Annotated in this window: 20 protein-coding genes; 15 read left to right on the top strand and 5 right to left on the bottom strand. The window is 57.9% G+C overall.

Annotated features, from left to right (window positions below; genetic code table 11):
- Positions 1-240: 240 nt before the first annotated feature.
- The 4 genes from rpsP to rplS are packed head-to-tail and all read left to right on the top strand — an operon-like array spanning position 241 to position 2,229.
- On the top strand, positions 241-489 hold the full coding sequence (gene rpsP / locus CL546_RS11495; RefSeq protein ID WP_290495092.1) for a 30S ribosomal protein S16: 249 nt from the start codon (positions 241-243) through the stop codon (positions 487-489).
- Positions 489-1,064 carry a ribosome maturation factor RimM gene (rimM, locus tag CL546_RS11490; protein ID WP_290495090.1) on the top strand — a complete coding sequence of 192 codons (576 nt, stop codon included), beginning with the start codon at positions 489-491 and terminating at the stop codon, positions 1,062-1,064. The genes rpsP and rimM overlap by 1 nt, the downstream gene beginning before the upstream one ends.
- Entirely contained in the window at positions 1,065-1,862 is a 798-nt protein-coding gene (gene trmD / locus CL546_RS11485) for a tRNA (guanosine(37)-N1)-methyltransferase TrmD (RefSeq protein ID WP_290495088.1), read from the top strand. It begins immediately after the preceding gene.
- A gap of 10 nt (positions 1,863-1,872) precedes the next feature.
- Complete coding sequence (gene rplS / locus CL546_RS11480) at positions 1,873-2,229, top strand: 50S ribosomal protein L19 (RefSeq protein ID WP_290495086.1); 357 nt, start codon at positions 1,873-1,875, stop codon at positions 2,227-2,229.
- A 185-nt stretch (positions 2,230-2,414) separates the two neighbouring features.
- Here the strand turns inward: rplS and CL546_RS11475 are convergent, their stop codons facing one another.
- Positions 2,415-2,669 carry a GlsB/YeaQ/YmgE family stress response membrane protein gene (locus CL546_RS11475; RefSeq protein ID WP_290495084.1) on the bottom strand — a complete coding sequence of 85 codons (255 nt, stop codon included), beginning with the start codon at positions 2,667-2,669 and terminating at the stop codon, positions 2,415-2,417.
- A gap of 186 nt (positions 2,670-2,855) precedes the next feature.
- Between CL546_RS11475 and xerD the strand changes: the two genes are divergently transcribed.
- From xerD to CL546_RS11440, 7 genes are all read left to right on the top strand, one after another.
- On the top strand, positions 2,856-3,794 hold the full coding sequence (gene xerD / locus CL546_RS11470; RefSeq protein WP_290495082.1) for a site-specific tyrosine recombinase XerD: 939 nt from the start codon (positions 2,856-2,858) through the stop codon (positions 3,792-3,794).
- A gap of 45 nt (positions 3,795-3,839) precedes the next feature.
- A complete protein-coding gene (locus CL546_RS11465) occupies positions 3,840-4,583 on the top strand; it encodes a DsbC family protein (RefSeq protein WP_290495080.1) in 744 nt (247 codons plus the stop codon).
- A 121-nt stretch (positions 4,584-4,704) separates the two neighbouring features.
- On the top strand, positions 4,705-5,895 hold the full coding sequence (gene alaC / locus CL546_RS11460) for an alanine transaminase (protein ID WP_290495078.1): 1,191 nt from the start codon (positions 4,705-4,707) through the stop codon (positions 5,893-5,895).
- 42 nt (positions 5,896-5,937) lie between these two features.
- The gene (locus CL546_RS11455) at positions 5,938-7,239 is read left to right on the top strand and encodes a homoserine dehydrogenase (RefSeq protein WP_290495076.1); all 1,302 of its coding nucleotides are present in this window, start codon (positions 5,938-5,940) and stop codon (positions 7,237-7,239) included.
- A 100-nt stretch (positions 7,240-7,339) separates the two neighbouring features.
- Positions 7,340-8,422 carry a threonine synthase gene (gene thrC / locus CL546_RS11450; protein WP_290495074.1) on the top strand — a complete coding sequence of 361 codons (1,083 nt, stop codon included), beginning with the start codon at positions 7,340-7,342 and terminating at the stop codon, positions 8,420-8,422.
- A 620-nt stretch (positions 8,423-9,042) separates the two neighbouring features.
- Positions 9,043-10,611 (top strand): BCCT family transporter, encoded by a 1,569-nt coding sequence (locus CL546_RS11445; RefSeq protein WP_290495072.1) that lies wholly within the window; start codon positions 9,043-9,045, stop codon positions 10,609-10,611.
- 96 nt (positions 10,612-10,707) lie between these two features.
- Positions 10,708-10,917 carry a DUF3565 domain-containing protein gene (locus CL546_RS11440; RefSeq protein ID WP_290495070.1) on the top strand — a complete coding sequence of 70 codons (210 nt, stop codon included), beginning with the start codon at positions 10,708-10,710 and terminating at the stop codon, positions 10,915-10,917.
- A gap of 243 nt (positions 10,918-11,160) precedes the next feature.
- Here CL546_RS11440 and CL546_RS11435 read toward each other — a convergent pair whose 3' ends face one another.
- On the bottom strand, positions 11,161-12,387 hold the full coding sequence (locus CL546_RS11435) for a serine hydrolase domain-containing protein (RefSeq protein WP_290495068.1): 1,227 nt from the start codon (positions 12,385-12,387) through the stop codon (positions 11,161-11,163).
- A 278-nt stretch (positions 12,388-12,665) separates the two neighbouring features.
- On the opposite strand from CL546_RS11435, the gene CL546_RS11430 reads away from it, so the two are divergent.
- Entirely contained in the window at positions 12,666-12,983 is a 318-nt protein-coding gene (locus CL546_RS11430; protein WP_290495067.1) for an Mpo1-like protein, read from the top strand.
- Positions 12,984-13,032: 49 nt separating this feature from the next.
- Positions 13,033-13,485 (top strand): group III truncated hemoglobin, encoded by a 453-nt coding sequence (locus CL546_RS11425; protein WP_290495065.1) that lies wholly within the window; start codon positions 13,033-13,035, stop codon positions 13,483-13,485.
- Here CL546_RS11425 and CL546_RS11420 read toward each other — a convergent pair.
- Positions 13,469-13,642: a hypothetical protein gene (locus CL546_RS11420; protein ID WP_290495063.1), complete on the bottom strand. Its 174-nt coding sequence runs from the start codon at positions 13,640-13,642 to the stop codon at positions 13,469-13,471. The genes CL546_RS11425 and CL546_RS11420 overlap by 17 nt on opposite strands.
- 85 nt (positions 13,643-13,727) lie before the next feature.
- Positions 13,728-14,936, bottom strand: coding sequence for a CaiB/BaiF CoA transferase family protein (locus CL546_RS11415; protein WP_290495061.1), 1,209 nt, complete (start codon positions 14,934-14,936; stop codon positions 13,728-13,730).
- Between the two features lie 158 nt (positions 14,937-15,094).
- On the opposite strand from CL546_RS11415, the gene trmH reads away from it, so the two are divergent.
- On the top strand, positions 15,095-15,787 hold the full coding sequence (gene trmH, locus CL546_RS11410; protein WP_290495059.1) for a tRNA (guanosine(18)-2'-O)-methyltransferase TrmH: 693 nt from the start codon (positions 15,095-15,097) through the stop codon (positions 15,785-15,787).
- On the opposite strand, the gene CL546_RS11405 is transcribed toward trmH, so the two are convergent.
- Complete coding sequence (locus CL546_RS11405; protein WP_290495057.1) at positions 15,750-17,714, bottom strand: hypothetical protein; 1,965 nt, start codon at positions 17,712-17,714, stop codon at positions 15,750-15,752. The genes trmH and CL546_RS11405 overlap by 38 nt on opposite strands.
- 52 nt (positions 17,715-17,766) lie before the next feature.
- Between CL546_RS11405 and CL546_RS11400 the strand changes: the two genes are divergently transcribed.
- Positions 17,767-18,438: a class I SAM-dependent methyltransferase gene (locus tag CL546_RS11400; RefSeq protein WP_290495055.1), complete on the top strand. Its 672-nt coding sequence runs from the start codon at positions 17,767-17,769 to the stop codon at positions 18,436-18,438.
- Positions 18,439-18,450 lie beyond the last annotated feature (12 nt).

Raw genomic sequence — 18,450 nt, 5'->3', positions numbered from 1 at the left:
AATTGGTGGGCTTTGTCGTGCTATCGCACGGTTCGCGGCTCAAGCGCCGCTCCTACAGGTGCTCCGGAGCGTTTGGCATTTGCGAAGTGCTTGTTGCGTGGTGCATCTCCCTGTATAATTCGCGCCCTTCGCGGCCTCTCCGTGCTTTTTCACGGGTGGCTTTCAAGCGGATACGATGGTCAGGCTGTCTTTCTGGGCGGTTGGGCCGGGAAACCGGATTGATAAACAGGTAGATAAACCATGGTAATTATTCGTCTCGCTCGTGGCGGTTCCAAGAAGCGTCCGTTCTACAGCATTGTTGTTGCCGATAGCCGTAACGCCCGTGATGGCCGTTTCATCGAGCAGCTGGGTTTCTACAACCCCATCGCCCGTGGCGGTGAAATCCCTCTGAAGCTGAACCTGGAAAGCCTGGACGCCTGGGTTGCCAAGGGTGCACAGCTGTCTGACCGTGTTAAGTCCCTCGCCAAGCAGGCCCGTAAGGCAGCCTGATGGCAGAGCGAGGACAATCCTCTTCGCTTGAAGGGGGCACGTCCTCTCGGCTGGAGGTCGTTGGCCGCATCCTTGGGGTGCATGGCGTCAAAGGATGGGTGAAGGTTTACTCCAATACTGATCCTATGGACAACCTCCAGCAGTACCAGCCTTGGCATCTGAAGCAGGGTGGCCCTGGTTCAGGAAGTGAGTGGAAACCGGTGAAAGTGACCGGTTTTCGCCCCCAGGGCAAAGGCCTGATTGCGCAACTGGAAGGCATTGCCGACCGGGACGCGGCAGCGGCCCTGGTGGGGCAGGAGATCGGCGTACCCGCTGATTTGCTGCCACAGTCCGGCCAAGGTGAGTACTACTGGCGTGACCTGATTGGCCTGCGGGTAAAGCATGTGAATGGCATGGACCTGGGCAAGGTGACGCGAATGCTGGAAACCGGTGCCAACGACGTGGTTGTGGTTCGCGGTGACAGCAATAGCCTGGATCGGCGTGAACGCCTGATTCCCTGGCTTCCGGACGATGTGATTACTGCCATCAGCCTTGCAGAAGGCCAGATGACAGTGGATTGGGACCCGGACTTTTAAATGATGGCGGCGAAGCCTGCGTTTGCAGTCACTCTGGTCACCTTGTTTCCGGAGATGGCGCAAGCGGTTACCGACTTCGGCGTTACCCGGCGGGCCGTGGAAAACGGCCAGCTGCAGGTGGATACGGTGAATCCTCGGGATTTCACTGAAGATCGCCACCGCACCGTGGACGATCGCCCTTTTGGTGGCGGCCCCGGCATGGTGATGAAAGTGGAGCCCTTGGCGAAAGCCCTGCAGGCTGCACGCACTGCCAACCCGGCAGCGAAAGTGGTTTATCTGTCCCCGCAAGGACAGCCGCTGACCCAGGCCAAGGCCGCGGCGTTGGCGGAGCAGCCCGGCCTGATCTTGTTGGCTGGGCGTTATGAGGGCGTAGACGAGCGATTGCTCGACGCAGAGGTGGATGAGCAGATCTCCATCGGCGACTACGTGCTCAGCGGCGGCGAACTGCCGGCGTTGGTGCTGATCGATGCGGTCAGCCGATTGATTCCCGGAGTGCTGGGTCACCAGGATTCCGCCGAGCAGGACTCTTTTTCGGGTGAATTCGAAAACCTGCTCGATTGCCCGCATTACACCCGCCCGGAGGTGTATGGCGAGCAGGCAGTGCCACCGGTACTGCTCAGTGGCAATCATGAGCTGATTCGCCGCTGGCGCCTTAAACAGGCGCTGGGACGGACCTGGCAACAGCGTCCTGACCTGCTGGAGGCCCGCCGGGCGCGGGGCTTAAGCAAAGAAGAGCAACAGCTGCTGGACGAATACATCGCCGAGCAGTCGTCGCATACAGCAAAAACCTCTGATTAGGAGCACTGCCATGAGTGGCAAGAACCTTATTATCCAGGGCATCGAAAACGCCCAGCTGAAAACCGAAATACCGGAATTCGGCGCTGGTGACACCGTCACCGTGCAAGTGAAAGTAAAGGAAGGTACCCGTGAGCGTCTGCAGGCGTTCCAGGGTGTGGTTATCGCTCGTCGTAACCGTGGCCTGAACTCTGCGTTCACCGTACGTAAGATCTCCCACGGTGTGGGTGTTGAGCGTGTATTCCAGCTGCATAGCCCGCTGATCGATTCCATCCAGGTGAATCGTCGTGGTGATGTGAGCCGCGCCAAGCTCTACTATCTGCGTGATCGCTCTGGTAAGTCCGCACGGATCAAAGAAAAAATCCGGTAGATTGCGGATTTCCTCTATCGCGAGCGAATGTTGGTTTAGCCTTTGCTGTAGGGCATGCGAAATCAACCTCTGGCCCGGTAGATTGCTCCAACAAAAAAGCCGCTTCCTTCTGGGAAGCGGCTTTTTTGTTGGTAGAACACTGAGCGCCAAATGCTCTCGGCATGGTGCTCAGGACGCCAGGCGTCCTAGTTTTTCTTGATCATCCGGTACAGGGCCAGAAGTACCAGCGCGCCGACGATGGCGGTGACAAAACTGCCCAGGCTGAATCCGCTGACCGAACCACCCAGCCCGGTAATGGAGCCCAGCCAGCCGCCGACTACGGCGCCAGCAATACCGATCAAGGTGGTGACAATAAAGCCGCCCGGGTCCTTCCCTGGCATAATCCATTTGGCGATGATGCCGGCAATCAAGCCGAATACAATCCAGGATAAAATTCCCACGATTCCTCTCCTTGGTGACGATGTCTTGAAATTTTGCTGACCTCCATTGTTGCCCTAAATCGCGTTGTTTGTCGTTAATGGCGCCGGTCTTATGCGTAATATTTGGTAAAAGAGACGCCGGTACAGAAAACCGGTAACGCTGGGTAACTTATTGTTTTTTCAACTTGATTAAGGCTTCATAGCGTAATGGGAACGGTGACAGACGGGCAATTAACGGATGAACATGGTCGGCTGATTGATAGCTGGCTGGATCAGCAGTGGCTGGAAAAGGGCCTTAGCGAGCACAGCCTGTCCAATTACCGCCGTGACCTGAGCCAGCTGGCTACCTGGTTACAGCATGAACGAGCGGGTTTGTTGGCGTGCGAGCGCTATCAGCTGCTGGAATTTCTGGCCGCCCGGCATCAGCAGGGCCTCAGCGCGCGCTCTGTGGCCCGGCAGTTATCAGCGGTGAAAAGCTTCTACCGCTGGCTTAAGCGGGAAGGACGCATTGCCGAAGATCCGGCATTGCTGATTGAACGGCCGAAACTGGGCAGGCCGTTGCCAAAGACCCTGAGTGAAGCGGATGTGGAGGCGTTGCTGGCGGCGCCGGATCTTTCTACGCCGTTAGGGCTGCGGGACCGGGCCATGCTGGAGGTGCTTTATGCTACAGGCCTGCGGGTCACGGAGCTGGTGACCTTGACCCAAAGCCAGATCAATCCGCGCCAGGGCCTGATTCGGGTGATTGGTAAGGGCGACAAGGAACGGTTGGTGCCGCTGGGAGAAGAAGCGCTGCACTGGCTGAGCCGTTATGCTCGGGAAGGGCGCCCACAGTTGCTGGCAGCGGATCAGCAGGGGGGCAACCAGGAGCTGCTTTTCCCCAGCCGCCGTGGCACCTGTATGACGCGACAAACATTCTGGCATCGAATCAAGCAGTTGGCGATTGTTGCGGGGGTGCAAAAAAAGCTCTCTCCCCATACACTGCGGCATGCATTTGCCACGCACCTGTTGAATCACGGCGCAGATTTGCGGGTGGTACAGCTGCTTTTGGGGCACTCGGATCTGTCGACCACCCAGATTTACACCCATGTAGCGCAACAGCGGTTACAAGACGTCTACCAGAAACATCACCCCCGATCGGGAACCTGAGCCTGGTGGCGGGTTCTCACAGGTAAGAGAAGGAGTAACGACACAATGAAAAAGGTTTTGCTGTTTGTTTTGTTGGGGCTGATGACCGCATGTGGCGCCAGTTCTGAAACCGCCAAGGGTAACGCCGAGATCGATGGTGAACAGGCGAAAGCGGCTTTCGAGAAAGCTTTTCCTGCTGTTGAAGTCAGTGATGTGCGTGCTGCCCCCATGGCGGGCATGCTGGCGCTGGAAGTAAACGGGAGTGAAACCGTTTACATGAGCGAAGACGGCCGTTTTATCATGATCGGCAAGCTGCTTGAGCTGAAAGACGGCGAGGTGGTCAATCCGGCGGAGCAGCGCCTGGAAAAGGTGCGCGCTGAGGGCATCAAGACGCTGAACAAGGACGACATGATCACTTACGCCGCTGAAGACGAGAAAGTGGAAGTGTACGTGTTCACCGATATTTCTTGTGGCTACTGCCGTAAGCTGCACCGCCATATTGATGAATATATGGCGTCCGGCGTGACGGTCCACTACCTGGCCTTCCCCCGCGGTGGCCCGACCACCCAGGCGGCGGCTTCAATGCGTCATATCTGGTGTGCGCAAGACCGCCAGCAGGCGCTGTCGGATGCCAAACTCAATGACAAGATCAACAATGCAGAGCTGGGCGAGTGCGCCAAGCCGGTTGATGAGCAATATGAGCTGGGCCTGAAATTCGGGGTACGCGGTACACCGGCGATTTACACCACCGAAGGCAAGCAGCTGGGTGGCTATCTGACCCCCGAAGATATGCTCAAGCGGCTGAACTGATTCGCCTGTATCCCCCGTATTACGGTGCTTTGCTGCCGTAAACACGGTGCCGGCACATTGACGACGCGGGGTTGCGCCGTTAATGTGTCGGCCTTCTTTTACTCCCACCCAAGGTGCTGTCGTGGAAACCGATTTCCAGCGAATCCGTCGTTTGCCGCCCTATGTCTTCAATATTGTTGGAGAGATGAAGGCCGCAGCGCGAGCGCGGGGTGAGGATATTATCGATTTCAGCATGGGCAATCCGGATCAGCCCACGCCAAAACATATTGTCGATAAGCTGACAGAAACCGCCCAGCGGGGCGATACCCACCGTTATTCGCAGTCGAGGGGGATCCCTCGCTTGCGCAAGGCCATGACGGACTGGTATCAGCGCCGTTATGACGTGGAGCTGGACCCGGCGTCAGAGGCCATTGTCACTATCGGTTCCAAAGAAGGCCTGGCACATCTGGCGCTGGCCACCATGGGACCGGGAGATACCGTGCTGGTGCCCAACCCCAGTTACCCGATTCATCCCTATGGGTTTGTGATTTCCAACGCGGATATCCGCCATGTGCCTATGGTGAAAGGGGTGGATTTTTTTGTGGAGCTGGAGCGGGCGATCAAGGAATCCTGGCCCAAGCCGAAAATGCTGGTGCTGAATTTTCCTGGCAACCCGACGGCTCAGTGTGTGGAGCTGGACTTCTTTGAGAAGGTAGTCGCCATCGCCAGGGAGCACCAGATCTGGGTGGTGCACGATATCGCCTATGCGGATATCGTGTTCGATGGCTACAAGGCCCCCTCCATTCTGCAGGTGGAAGGCGCTAAAGATGTGGCCGTGGAGTTCTTCTCTTTGTCCAAGAGCTACAACATGCCCGGTTGGCGGGTGGGGTTCTGTTGCGGCAATAAAGAGCTGATCCACGCCTTGGCACGTATCAAGTCATACATGGATTACGGCACCTTTACTCCGATTCAGGTGGCGGCGATAGCCGCCCTGGAAGGGGATCAGAGTTGTGTAGCTGAAATCTGCGAGATGTATCGCGAGCGCCGTGATGTGCTGGTGGACGGGTTGTGTGACATTGGCTGGTCGGTGGAAAAGCCCCGTGCCACCATGTTTGTCTGGGCGGAAATCCCCGAACCCTACAAGGCCATGGGCTCGCTGGAGTTTTCCAAAAAGCTGCTCACCGAAGCCGGTGTAGCAGTGTCGCCGGGCATCGGTTTTGGCGACTATGGTGACGATCATGTGCGGTTTGCACTGATTGAGAATGAACAACGCACCCGGCAGGCCATGCGCGGCATCAAGAAGATGTTCCGTCAGGATGGGCTGCTGGGCTAACAGGCTGCATCTTGTGCGCCCTGAATAAAGAGAGGAAATCACGTGAAGTCGGTGAAGGTGGGTATTGCTGGTCTGGGCACGGTGGGTTCTGGCACCGTGAATGTACTGAAGCGTAACGCGCGGGATATTGCCCGCCGCGTGGGCTGTCCGATTGAAATTACCCATATCGGTGCCCGCCGCGACAATGCGGCCTGTGATACCAGTGATATTCGTCTTTCCCGCGATATTTTTGCGGTGGCGACAGACCCGGATATCGACATTCTGGTGGAGCTGATTGGCGGCATTGATACTGCCCGTGAGTTGGTACTTACCGCTATCAAGAACGGCAAGCACGTGGTCACCGCCAACAAGGCGTTGATTGCCGAGCACGGTAATGAAATTTTCCAGGCCGCCCAGGATAACGGCGTGGATGTGGCGTTTGAAGCGTCCGTGGCGGGCGGGATTCCCATCCTCAAGTCGCTGGGTGAAGGTCTGGCGGCGAACCACGTGAACTGGCTGGCAGGCATTATCAATGGCACCGGCAACTTTATCCTCACCGAAATGGAAGAGGGCGGCCGGGCGTTTGATGATGTACTGGCGGAAGCGCAGGCTCTGGGTTACGCGGAAGCAGACCCCACCTTCGATGTGGAAGGCATTGATGCGGCTCACAAACTGACCATTCTGGCCTCCATTGCGTTCGGTATCCCGCTGCAGTTTTCCAAGGTTTACACCGAAGGGATCAGCCGGATTACCACGGAAGATGTGGCCAGCGCTGCGCACTTCGGCTATCGCATCAAGCATCTGGGGATCGCCAAGGACACCGGCAACGGTATCGAACTGCGTGTGCACCCGACCCTGATTCCCAAGGAAACCATGCTGTCTGCGGTGAATGGTGTGATGAACGCCATCATGATTGATGGCGATGCGGTCGGTCCGACGCTCTTTTACGGCGCCGGCGCCGGCGCCGAGCCCACCGCTTCTGCTGTCGTGGCTGACATCATTGAACTGGGCCGCGCACTGACCGTGGACCACGACGAGCGAGTGCCGTATCTGGGCTTCCACACCGACCAGATGTCCGATGAGCCGATTCTGACCATCGATGACGTGTCCTGCAGCTTCTACCTGCGCTTGCACGTGCAAGACAAGACCGGTGTGCTGGCCGATGTGACACGGATTCTCAGTGATAATAATGTCAGCATTGATGCCCTGGTGCAGCGTGAAGTGGACCAGGGCCTGGTGCCCATCGTGATGATGACCCACGTGGTGCGCGAAGGTGACATGAGCGCCGCCCTGGCCAAGATCGGTGCCCTTGAGGCCGTAGATAGCGATATAATGCGTATCAGAGTGGAAACGCTCGATGCCTGAATAAATAATGCTTGCAGGGCTGCACGCAGCACGCCTGCACGCCAAAACCGTGATGCGTGTTAGCGTGTTGCGTGTAAGCTAATGAAGAGAGACCAAAACCATGCCTTTTCGTGACCGTTACACCGGCCTGATCAACCGTTACCGTGACCACCTGCCGGTGAATGATGACACGCCGATCATCAGCCTGGGCGAGGGGAACACCCCGCTGATTCGCCTGAAGAATATTCCCAAGCTGTTGGGCAAGGACGTGGATATCTACGTCAAATACGAAGGCCTAAACCCCACCGGCTCTTTCAAGGACCGGGGCATGACCATGGCGGTCACCAAGGCCGTGGAAGAGGGCAGTAATGCCATCATCTGTGCCTCCACCGGCAACACGTCCGCCGCTGCCGCGGCCTACGCCGCCCGTGCTGGCATCACCGCATTTGTACTGATTCCGGAAGGCAAAATTGCCATGGGCAAGCTGGCCCAGGCAATGATGTACGGTGCCGTGATCATGCAAATCCGTGGCAATTTCGACCAAGGCATGGAACTGGTGAAACAGGTGGCCGAGAAGGCGCCGGTGACTATCGTGAACTCGGTAAACCCGTATCGTCTGCAGGGGCAAAAAACCGCCGCCTTCGAAATCGTCGAAGAGCTGGGGCGTGCCCCGGACTATCACTGCTTGCCCGTGGGTAATGCTGGTAATATTTCTGCGCACTGGATGGGCTACAGCGAATACCACAAGTCAGGCATCGTTAATGCCGCTCCGAAGATGGTCGGTTATCAGGCTGAAGGCTCCGCGCCCTTCATGCGTGGCGAGCGAGTAACTGATCCGGAAACCGTGGCAACGGCCATCCGTATTGGTAATCCGCAATCCTGGGACAAGGCGTGGCAACTGCAGGAAGAATCCAAAGGCTGGTTCGATGAGCTTAGCGATCACGAAATCCTGACTGCACAGAAGTTGCTGGCAGAGAAAGAAGGGATTTTCTGTGAGCCCGCCTCTGCGGCCTCTATTGGTGGCGCCATGCGCGACATCAAGGCCGGCAAGATTCCGGAAGGCTCTACCATCGTCTGCACTTTGACGGGTAACGGCCTGAAAGACCCGGATACCGCTATTGCCCAGTGCCAAGACAGCCGCATGGTCACCATCGATGCGGATCTGGATGCGGTAAAAGGCGCAATCCTGTCCAACATGTCCTGATCGCTTCAGGCGTAATAAAAAACGGAGCCACTGGCTCCGTTTTTTTATGGCTATCTCCCGGCCAGCGTCGCCGGATACGGGTGGTAAAAGCAGGTTCTTTCGCAGTGTGCTACCATGCGCGCTCTTTTGTGGCGAAAGGAACGACGACCCGGTGTCGAGATTACTGAAACCACCTACGTGTAACACCTCCTCTCTGGGCTAACTGCGCCCATGCCTTGGCTGGATTCTTCCCGGCCAATCTCTGACTGATGTCTTGCTCTCTGATGATCCGAACTTTGTGCGTGCTGGTGCATAGCCACAGAGAGGTATTTGACATTGGTCGACCACTATTTAGTCTGTTTAAAGACGACAAAGAAGGGAGAGACTGATGAAAGCATCGTTATTGGCGACGCCAAACGCTACCGGGGCCCCGTATGGCTCCTTTGTCCAGGGGATTGCAGCGCATTTGTATTGTTGACGATCTGACCAAGATGGCGACCAGAAGGGTCGCTTCGCGTTCAGGTGATGTCTGGCTGTGGAAGCTGCAGAGGAAGCCAAACCGGTTTCCTCACATCGTCCGAACCGACTGGCTGAAAGGCAGATAATCTGCCCCTCGAAGCAAGACGGAATACGGAGCTTAAATGAAAATTGATTACGAGACCGACTATGACGTCGGCCAGGACAATGTGCAGGTCATGGGTATGGACATGCACAATCCTGTATTTTTTATCAGTGCGGTACTGATCCTCACGTTTGTTATCGGGACGCTGATCTTTCCCGAGCAGGCCAACACCCTGCTGAATGGTTCCAAGACTTGGGCCATTGAGCATTTTGACTGGCTGTTCATGGTCAGCGGCAATATTTTTGTGCTGTTCTGTGTGCTGTTGGCCGTGCTGCCACTGGGTAAGATTCGGCTGGGCGGACAGAGCGCCAAACCGGAATTTTCCACCCTGTCCTGGTTTGCCATGCTGTTTGCGGCAGGCATGGGGATTGGCCTCATGTTCTGGAGCGTGGCCGAGCCAGTGGCCTACCTGAATGGCCAGTGGTACGGGACACCGTTAGCGGTTGAGGCCGGGTCGGAAGCGGCGCGGCACACGGCCATGGGGGCAACCATGTATCACTGGGGTCTGCACCCCTGGGCGATTTACGCCGTAGTGGCGCTGTCGTTGGCCTTTTTCACCTATAACAAGGGGATGCCTCTGACGATCCGCTCAGCGTTCTACCCGCTGCTGGGTGAGCGGTGTTGGGGCTGGCCGGGTCACATCATCGACATTCTGGCGGTGCTGGCCACGATCTTCGGTCTGGCGACGTCGCTGGGTCTGGGCGCTCAGCAAGCTGCCGGGGGCCTGCATTTCCTGTTTGATACGCCCAATGCGATCAATGTTCAGGTCGGTATTATTGTCGGTGTTACTGCTGTTGCGGTGCTCTCGGTGGTGCGCGGCCTGGATGGTGGCGTGAAAGTGCTCAGTAACATCAATATGAGCCTGGCAGTCTTCTTGTTGCTCTTCGTGATCATCGCCGGGCCGACCATGCTGATCATCACCGGTTTTGGCACCACGGCGGTGGACTACATCAGTAATATCATTCCGCTGAGTACCTGGTTTGGCCGTGAAGACAGTGAGTGGATGCATGGCTGGACCGTGTTCTATTGGGCCTGGTGGATTTCCTGGTCGCCGTTTGTGGGGATGTTCATTGCCCGCATTTCCAAGGGCCGCACCGTGCGTGAGTTCATTGTGGCGGTACTGCTGGTGCCCACGGTGATTACCATTATCTGGATGAGCACCTTTGGTGGCACAGGGCTGGAGCAATCCATCAATGGCGTGGGTGAACTGGCCAACGGGGTGAGTGATGCATCGCTGGCCATGTTCCAGATGCTGGCGCATCTGCCGTGGACCGGCATCATTTCCTTTATGGCGATTGCGCTGGTACTGATTTTCTTCGTGACCTCTTCGGACTCCGGCTCTCTGGTGATCGACTCCATTACGGCGGGTGGCAAGGTGGATGCGCCGGTGCCCCAGCGCATTTTCTGGGCCGTTATGGAAGGCCTGATTGCGGGTGTACTGCTGTATGGCGGTGGCAAGGAAGCCCTGAAGGCTCTGCAATCAGGGGCTGTAACAACCGGGCTGCCATTTACCATCGTGCTGTTGTTGATGTGCGTGAGTCTGTTTATTGCCCTGTCGGCAGAACGCAAGCGTCTCCAACTGGCTTGATCTAGCGTTGGTGATCTTTAAAAAATGCCCGCTGATGCGGGCATTTTTTTTGGCGTCATGTTGGTATAACAGGAATGACTGACAGAGGAGGCAAGCATGTCTTTTCAAGTAACGGTCAATGGCTTTGAGCAAGATGAGGCGGGTGACTGGGTCATGCTGTTGTCCTGCGGCCACCGCCAGCACGTCCGTCACCAGCCGCCCTTTATTAACCGCCCCTGGGCGGTGAGCGAGGAGGGGCGCCGGCAACATCTGGATATGGTGGTGACCTGTACCCAGTGCCAGCGGGGCATGCCGGTGCCGGAATGAGCCGCTGCACGCACCATGCTTCATGCAACACGCAAAATCCGTGAAAGCCGGCATGCCCTGTAATGGCGGTGGTTCAACCGCGATGTTTGCGGCGGTGATCCCCTGCGCAAAAGCGGGGAGCGAAGCCGCTGTAGGAGCTTGGCTGCAAGCGATCCGAGCGACAGCGAAGAAATAACAGAAGCGAATAACGAGTAACGAGTTTCGAAGATCAAAACCCTACCCCACGAATTAGGCGTCAGGCGTTCAGCGTAACTTGGTATGCCGGTTAATGGTGTGCTGAAGACCGAACAGGGCGGGTAAGTGCGGTCCGACCACCCCTTTGCCGGTGGTGAGCAGGGCACCGCTAAGATCGCGTTGCGGATCCGCCCAGCAATAAATGCTGATAAAACCCAAATGCCCGAAGGATTTGGGGGCGCCGGGGCCGAACATGCCCATGCCCCGGTTGCCGAGCATAAAGCCGTTGGAGAAGTTCAGTGGCAGCATCAGTGTCCGGTCGAAGCGTGGGCGATGGTAGGCTGGCTCCAGGGCGCGGGCTACGGTGTCTGGCTGGAAAATCTGCTGATCCCCATAACGGCCACCGTTCAGCAGCATCTGGAAAAAGCGGCTGGCTTCTTCCGCGGTGGCGTAGAGGTTGCCTGCCGGTACGGTGGCTTCCTGGAAACGGTCGTCGTTGGTCACCTCCACCACCTCATCGATACTGCCGCCCACCGCGTAGCTGAGGAACAGGTCTACCAGTTTCAGGGGGAGTCCGGTGGATACATCGACGGCCCGTTCCGCGCCGGTGTTCCCGAAGGTGAAATACTTCATTCCCATGGGCTGGCGAATGACCCGGTCGAGGGTGGCGTTCAGCGATTCCCCGGTTACGGCTTCCACCACGGCGCCAAGAATGAAGCCGGCGGTGATCGCGTGGTAAGCCTGAGTATTGAATCCGCTGGGCTTGGCGGCGCAGAGGATGTCGATAATCTCCTGGGGCCGATAGAGAATGTCGGCTTCCACCGGTTCCTGCGGGCGGGGAATCCCGGCCTGATGGGTAAGCAGGTGGCGCAAGGTGGTACGGCCCTTGCCGTTCTGTCCGTAAGCGGGCAGATAGCGGGTTACAGGGTCGTCCAGATCAAGCTGACCCTGTTCGACCAGATGATGTACCAGCATGGCGCTGACCACCTTGGAGGCAGAAAACAGGCACACGGGGGTATCCGGTGTCATGATGCGCTGGGTGGTCGGGTCGGCGTAGCCGATGCTGCGGTTCAGCATGATCTCGCCGTGGCGGCGCAGGCAGAGGCTGATTGCCGGGCTCATGCCGCTGCGATAGAGCTTGCGTGTGGCCCGCCAGATGGACTCAACCTGTTCGGAGCCCATGCCGGTCTTGTCCAGTGGCGCTTCATCACCGTGCTGAATCAGCCCGTCGAGGCTGCGGGGAATAGGGTTGCCATGCTTGCTGATCAGACGGCGTACACGCGGGCGAAGGGCCATAAATGTCTCGCAAAAATAGGAGAGTGCAGGGCGTCGAAAATAAGGGTCGACGTTATGTTTATTGTGAAAGTACGCCATTGTCCATGATCAAAGGGGGACTGCAATGGCTGGCTGTGCCATCCGATTGGCGTCAAATCACAATAAATTGACCCGTTGAAACCCTGCCATTGCGTTACACTGGAACGGAATGTTTACCCGTCAGCCGTTGGTTACAAGAATGGGACTGAGGGCTGTGGCAAGCTTAATACTGAGAACAAGAGAATTTAACAGGAGGTCCCATGGAGACCATCAAGCAATCTGATTTTCAGAGCTTCGCGGAGTTTTATCCCTATTACCTCCAGGAGCATGGCAACCCTATCTGTCGCCGGCTGCACTTCTTCGGCACCCTGGGTCTGTTTGGCGTGCTGGCCGGGGTGTTCATGACCGGCAACCTGTGGGGGTTGCTGCTGTTACCAGTGGTGGGCTATGGCTTTGCCTGGGTGGGACACTATGTGTTTGAAAAAAACCGCCCGGCCACCTTCAAGCATCCCTGGTACAGCCTTGCCGGTGACTTTGTCATGTTCAAGGACATCCTCATCGGGCGTATTGAGTGGTAACGAGAGACGCTACAGGCAACACGCTTCACGCAAGCACGCGGAGAGTGGAATGACGGCGGTTGGTTTTTTTCGGCCGGGTGAATCGCCCGCAAGAGATAGTGACCTGCCGGATCTGGATTGTCGGGAAAATATTGATGCCATGGTGCACGGGTTTTATCAACGCTTGCTGAAAGATCCGGTCATGGCGCCAGTGTTTCTGGACGTGGCGGGTATCGACCTGCAACAGCACCTGCCTACCATCTGCCAGTACTGGTACAAAATGCTGCTAGGGGAAAAGGGATATCAGCGTCATATGATGGCGAAGCACCGTGCGCTGGATGACCGTGAGTCCCTTACCGGGGAGCATCATGAGCGGTGGCTGGGGCATTTTATGGCGAACCTGGAGGGGCGTTTTGCCGGGCCGATGACTGACCGCGCTCGTCTGATTGCCCAGCGTGTCATGCATAATCTGTATATTCAGCTCGGTACTCGTCGCACCCGTGAGGCTAGAACAGGGGAATAATCATATTGCCTGCCAGTAGTCCTGCGCCACTCAAGTAGCAGCTGCCAATCAGAATTGGGTCAGAGCCGAGTGTGCGTCGGCGTGCATGAAAGTACAGCCCGGTTCCCAGCAAGCCCACCGCAACAACACACACGCCAATCCAGAGAATCTGGGTCATGGTGATATCCTGCTTTCGATGACGTTTTTTATTTTTACCGCTGTCGCTACGTTGCCGTCAATGACGCCGTGGGCGGGCGCCTGCGTCAGCCAATAATGCCTTGGGCCTGCAGGTCCGCAAATTCCGCCTCACTCAAACCCAGCTCATCACGGAGCACGGCCTGGTTATGGCTGCCCACTTCGCCACCGGGCCAGCGGGTTTCGCCGGGGGTGTCCGCCAGCCTGGGTGTAATGGCGGGGACTTTGAGGGGTTTGCCGTTGATTTCCACTTGCTGAAACAGGCCGCGAGCCTGGAAGTGCGGGTCCTGCATCATGTCGGCCACGGAATAGATGGGGCCGGAGGGCACCCGGGCTTCTTCGAGTATGGCGAGGACTTGATCACTGGGCAGGCTGCGGCACCAGCTGTCCAGCGCGGCGTCGATGGCGTCTTCATGTTCTACACGCCCTGCGTTATTGGCCATGGCGGGGTCATCGGCCATATCCGGCCGGCCGGCGGCGGTCATCAAGCGTTTGAAAATGGAATCGCCATTGCCGCCGATCACCACGAACTTGCGATCGGCGCAGCGGTAGGTATTGGTGGGCACAATACCGGTGACGGTGGAGCCGGCGGGCTCGCGGATGACACCAGCACCATCGAATTCCGGAATCACCCCTTCCAGAAGATTGAACACGGACTCGTACAAGGCCACATCGACAACCTGGCCTTGCTGGCTGTTTTGTCGCTCGAACAGTGCGAGCAAAATGCCCAGCGCTGCGTGCAGCCCGGCGATGGTGTCGCCCAGGGAAAGGTTGGGGCGCACCGGGCGCTCGCCGGGAAAGCCGTTCACATAGCGCAGGCCGCCAATGCCTTCGCACACCGAGGCGTAGCCGGGTTTGCTGGCGTAGGGGCCAGTCTGGCCGTAGCCGGAAATGCGGGTATAGATCAGCCCCGGGTTGTCGGTGGCAAAGTCATCCGGGCCCAGACCCCAGTTTTCCATGGTGCCGGGGCGGAAGTTTTCGATGACCACATCGGCGCCTACCATCAGCTTGCGAGCCAGCGCTTTGCCTTGCCCGGTTTTCAGATCCAGGGTGACCGATTTCTTGTTGCGCCCCAGGCTGCGCCACCAGAACGAGGTGCCGTCCTCATCCAGTTTGCGCCAACCGCGGATCGGGTCGCCACCGGGGGGCTCCACTTTCACCACGTCGGCGCCGAAGTAGGCCAGCAGGGTGCCGGTAAAAGGCCCGGCCAACAGCTGTCCCAGTTCGATAACGCGCACCCCGTCAAGGGGCAGACGGCGGGATGGAGATTGAGTCATGGAGCCTCCAGGGCGTGGGTTTTCACAAGTCCACAAGCCTAGCGGATTAGGTTGCACAGTGGCAGTGGCGCTGTTGACCGTAGCCATCGGCAAGGCGGGCGAATTGTGTCAGCCATGGCCGGGCCTATACAATCCGCGGCCAGCCACGAGGAAAACCCATGACCCCGGAACGTTACCGCCGCATTTGCGACACCCTGGACCGCCGCCAGCCCGACCTGACTGTCATCATGGACGGCGTGCACAAACCCCATAATATCGCTGCCATTGTGCGTACTTGTGACGCGGTGGGGATTCTTGATGTGCATGCGGTGTTGCCCAAGAACCGGGCTCGCATGGCGGCGGGCACGGCCATGGGCTCGCAGCGGTGGGTGAAGGTGCATAAGCGCGATGAAAGCACCGACGTGATCCGTGAATTGCAGGGGCAGGGTGTGCAGGTGCTGGCGGCACATTTGTCCGATGATGCGATTCCCTATCGGGAAGTGGATTACAGCCGGCCCACGGCGCTGTTGTTGGGCACCGAAAAATTCGGCGTTAGCGACGAGGTCGCCAGCGTGGTAGATCAGAATGTGACCATTCCCATGATGGGCATGGTGGAATCCTTCAATGTGAGTGTGGCGGCGGCAATTATTCTTTCCGAAGCCTGTGAGCAGCGCCGGGCGAAAGGGTTTTATGATCAGCCGCGGGTGGCGGCGGATCGCTACCACGAATTGCTTTTCCGCTGGGGCTATGCGCGTATTGCCCGCTTGTGCGATGCCCACGGCGTGCCGTATCCGGAGCTGGATGAAGACGGGCAGGTGAAAGACAGCGCCGCGCTTACGGCGCTGTTGCAGAAGACCCAGACGGAGACGTAGCGGCGGGGGCGGTCGCTGCAGGTGCCGCCTCGGGGGGATGCGCAGGCTTGCTGGCTGGCACTGCAACTGGGCCCAGTGGCGTCGCTGTCGGGGCGTGGCTGACCTGCCACTGAAAGTCGCTGGCCCCACCTTCGCCTACCCAGGCCGGGAACCACAGGGTGTTGTCCATGGTGGCATAGCGCAGGCGGCGAATATCGATGCCCTGATCGCTGGCCAGGGTAATCATTCGTGCCAACACCTTGCCATGGTGAATCTGATCCACCGCCGGGGTGGTGTCGACAATGGCCTGGTGGACGATCTGGTTGAAGGTATCCCGGGGAATGCCGGAGAAATTCATCCGGTCCAGATCCGCAATAAAGGCATCGGCCAGCGCATCCACGGTGCCGATGCGGCCGTCGGCTTTCAGTTCAGCCAGTTTCTTGTTGACCACCTCATCGTATTTCTCGAATGCGCCGTCCTGCTCGGCTGCGGCCAGGGCCACGATGGCTTCGCCCAGGCTGTCCATGTTCTGGAAGTCGAGCTTGGGGATTGCGCCCATCAGGTCAATCACGGTGTCGGGAATGCCTTCGCTCTGGAACCCCAGCCGTGGGGTGGCACCTGGATCGTGCTCGTACTTGGTGGTGCTGTTGGCATCATCCTCGTAGAACATGTTCATGGTCACGCCATCCAGGAAGGCATCGAACAGGCCGTTGGGCACCACCGGCATGTGGTTGCTGAAGAACATTTCCCAACCCTGGTTGGAATCCAGATGCAGCCAGTCGCCGGGCAGGCGGGTGGCATTCATGCGGGTTTCAAAGTCGCTCATGGTGCCGTCCACGATCCCGTACTGCTTGTTGTCGTAGACGGAATCAAAGGTCAGCCGGGCGCCATCCAGGTTCTGGAAATCAATGGCAAAGTGAATGCGCGGCTCACGCAGGAACATGAGGAAAAATTTCAGCACCTTCATGCTGCCGATGGCGAACCGGGAGGGAATGGTCACCGACTGTTCGTAGAAATCCACCTGGAATTTTTGGCTGAAAAAGGTAGGCAGGTAGGCATACCAGACCCGCGCCTTGACCAGCATGGAGGCGCGCACGGCGCCGTCTTTCACGGCGAGAGGTGTGGCCTTGATGTTCTTGCGGGTATCCAGATCCACACGCAGGTTCTGGTTAAGAATGCCGGTACTGATATTCACATAGATATTATCAAAGACGTTTTCGTCCTTGTGCGGTCCCAGGCGCGGTGCCATGGACTGGATCTGGGTGAAGTCCTTGGGCTCGAACTCCATCCGCATCAGTGTGGTCTGGATCCAGCCTTCGTCCAGATCCACCTGCACATAATCCGCCCGTGATCGCTCGCTGTTATTGCGCACCAGATACAGATAGCGCGGTTTGTTGCGCGGTGAGTCGAGACGGATCTCTTCCAGCATCTGCCCTTCGGCCAGGGTGTGTTGCGCCGGATCGAAACGGTCCCAGCCGCCATCGCGGAACATGAAAACCAGTTCATCGAAATCGTCAAAAATGCGGGGGTCGCCTTCCGCCTTGCTGTCGTTTTCACCTTCAATCCAGATTAGCCCGGTCTTGTCGAATTCGTCTATCTGGTAGGGCACCGGAATCAGCTTGCCGGCCCGCACGGCCATTAACGACAGTTCCTCGGTAGGGATACCGTTGTGGCGGGGCAGGTCGTAGCCCTTGATTTCCATGGGGTACAGGTAGGTGAACTGGGTGGTATCCAGCGCTTTGAGGGTGTAATCCAGCTGTTCGGTGGAGATGCGAGTCAACCCGGTGGCCCAGCGGCCCATGGCACTGGGGTCGGCCTTGTAGAACTCCACGAAATGTTTGAAATAAGCGTCGGGTACGCCGTCTGTCCAGATTTCCCGTGCCTTGAGGGGGCTGGTGACACTGAGCAGTAGCGCGATAACGCCAATCCATCCCTGTCTGCCGGTCATTTTGTTATTCTCTTCGACGATTTCGGATAGGCAAAACTTAAGGCCCTAGAGTATGACAACAGAACAGGAAAAAGTAGGCCTCAACGCCTTGCACGAACGGCTCCACCGCGTATTACCGGCGGTGTCCCTGTCGTGCCAGGCATTGCCGCAAACACCCGCCCTGCGCCTGTGGCTGCTGGATGAGTTATTCCCGGAGCAGGCGTTGGACCCGGAAATCGTCAACGCGATCATGGAAGAGCCGCCGTACTGGTCGTTCTGCTGGGCTTCCGGACAGGTGCTGGCGAAGTATCTGCTGGAGAACCCCGAGCAGGTGGCCGGCCGTTGTGTGGTGGATGTGGGCCCGGGTTCGGGAGTGGTGGCCATTGCTGCGGCCCTGGCGGGGGCACGCAAGGTCATCGCCTGTGATCTGGACGAGGACGCCCTCACGGCCACGGCCATGAACGCCCGGGAGAATGGCGTCGAGGTGGCGTTGAGTAATGACCTGGATATCGCCCTGGCTGGTGCGGATCTGGTGACAGCGGCCGATATTCTCTATGACCGCGATAATCTGCCGTTACTGGCCCGGTTTCAGGCCGCGGGGGCGGTGCTGTTGGCGGATTCCCGGGTGCCGGATCTGAATCCTCCGGGCTACCGACTGCTGGGGGAGTGGCAGTCCTGTACCTGGCCGGATTTGGGGGAATCGCGGGAGTACAACGGCGTTCGTCTGTTCGCTTCGGAACCGTAGACGTTTGCGCAG

The organism is Alcanivorax sp., from assembly GCF_002726155.1.
Classification (GTDB): domain Bacteria; phylum Pseudomonadota; class Gammaproteobacteria; order Pseudomonadales; family Alcanivoracaceae; genus Alcanivorax.
Note: the sequence above shows the minus strand (reverse complement) of the source record. Positions and strands in the feature narration are given on the sequence as shown.

What these genes read in the sequence shown, in the direction of transcription:
- CL546_RS11405 (WP_290495057.1), bottom strand. Translation starts at nt 17,714, where the DNA reads ATGACCGGCAGACAGGGATGGATTGGCGTTATCGCGCTACTGCTCAGT.
- CL546_RS11415 (WP_290495061.1), bottom strand. Translation starts at nt 14,936, where the DNA reads ATGACTCAATCTCCATCCCGCCGTCTGCCCCTTGACGGGGTGCGCGTT.
- CL546_RS11435 (WP_290495068.1), bottom strand. Translation starts at nt 12,387, where the DNA reads ATGGCCCTTCGCCCGCGTGTACGCCGTCTGATCAGCAAGCATGGCAAC.
- trmD (WP_290495088.1), top strand. Translation starts at nt 1,065, where the DNA reads ATGATGGCGGCGAAGCCTGCGTTTGCAGTCACTCTGGTCACCTTGTTT.
- CL546_RS11400 (WP_290495055.1), top strand. Translation starts at nt 17,767, where the DNA reads ATGACAACAGAACAGGAAAAAGTAGGCCTCAACGCCTTGCACGAACGG.
- CL546_RS11445 (WP_290495072.1), top strand. Translation starts at nt 9,043, where the DNA reads ATGAAAATTGATTACGAGACCGACTATGACGTCGGCCAGGACAATGTG.
- rplS (WP_290495086.1), top strand. Translation starts at nt 1,873, where the DNA reads ATGAGTGGCAAGAACCTTATTATCCAGGGCATCGAAAACGCCCAGCTG.
- thrC (WP_290495074.1), top strand. Translation starts at nt 7,340, where the DNA reads ATGCCTTTTCGTGACCGTTACACCGGCCTGATCAACCGTTACCGTGAC.
- CL546_RS11440 (WP_290495070.1), top strand. Translation starts at nt 10,708, where the DNA reads ATGTCTTTTCAAGTAACGGTCAATGGCTTTGAGCAAGATGAGGCGGGT.
- rpsP (WP_290495092.1), top strand. Translation starts at nt 241, where the DNA reads ATGGTAATTATTCGTCTCGCTCGTGGCGGTTCCAAGAAGCGTCCGTTC.
- CL546_RS11420 (WP_290495063.1), bottom strand. Translation starts at nt 13,642, where the DNA reads ATGACCCAGATTCTCTGGATTGGCGTGTGTGTTGTTGCGGTGGGCTTG.
- CL546_RS11430 (WP_290495067.1), top strand. Translation starts at nt 12,666, where the DNA reads ATGGAGACCATCAAGCAATCTGATTTTCAGAGCTTCGCGGAGTTTTAT.
- trmH (WP_290495059.1), top strand. Translation starts at nt 15,095, where the DNA reads ATGACCCCGGAACGTTACCGCCGCATTTGCGACACCCTGGACCGCCGC.
- rimM (WP_290495090.1), top strand. Translation starts at nt 489, where the DNA reads ATGGCAGAGCGAGGACAATCCTCTTCGCTTGAAGGGGGCACGTCCTCT.
- CL546_RS11425 (WP_290495065.1), top strand. Translation starts at nt 13,033, where the DNA reads ATGACGGCGGTTGGTTTTTTTCGGCCGGGTGAATCGCCCGCAAGAGAT.
- CL546_RS11465 (WP_290495080.1), top strand. Translation starts at nt 3,840, where the DNA reads ATGAAAAAGGTTTTGCTGTTTGTTTTGTTGGGGCTGATGACCGCATGT.
- xerD (WP_290495082.1), top strand. Translation starts at nt 2,856, where the DNA reads ATGGGAACGGTGACAGACGGGCAATTAACGGATGAACATGGTCGGCTG.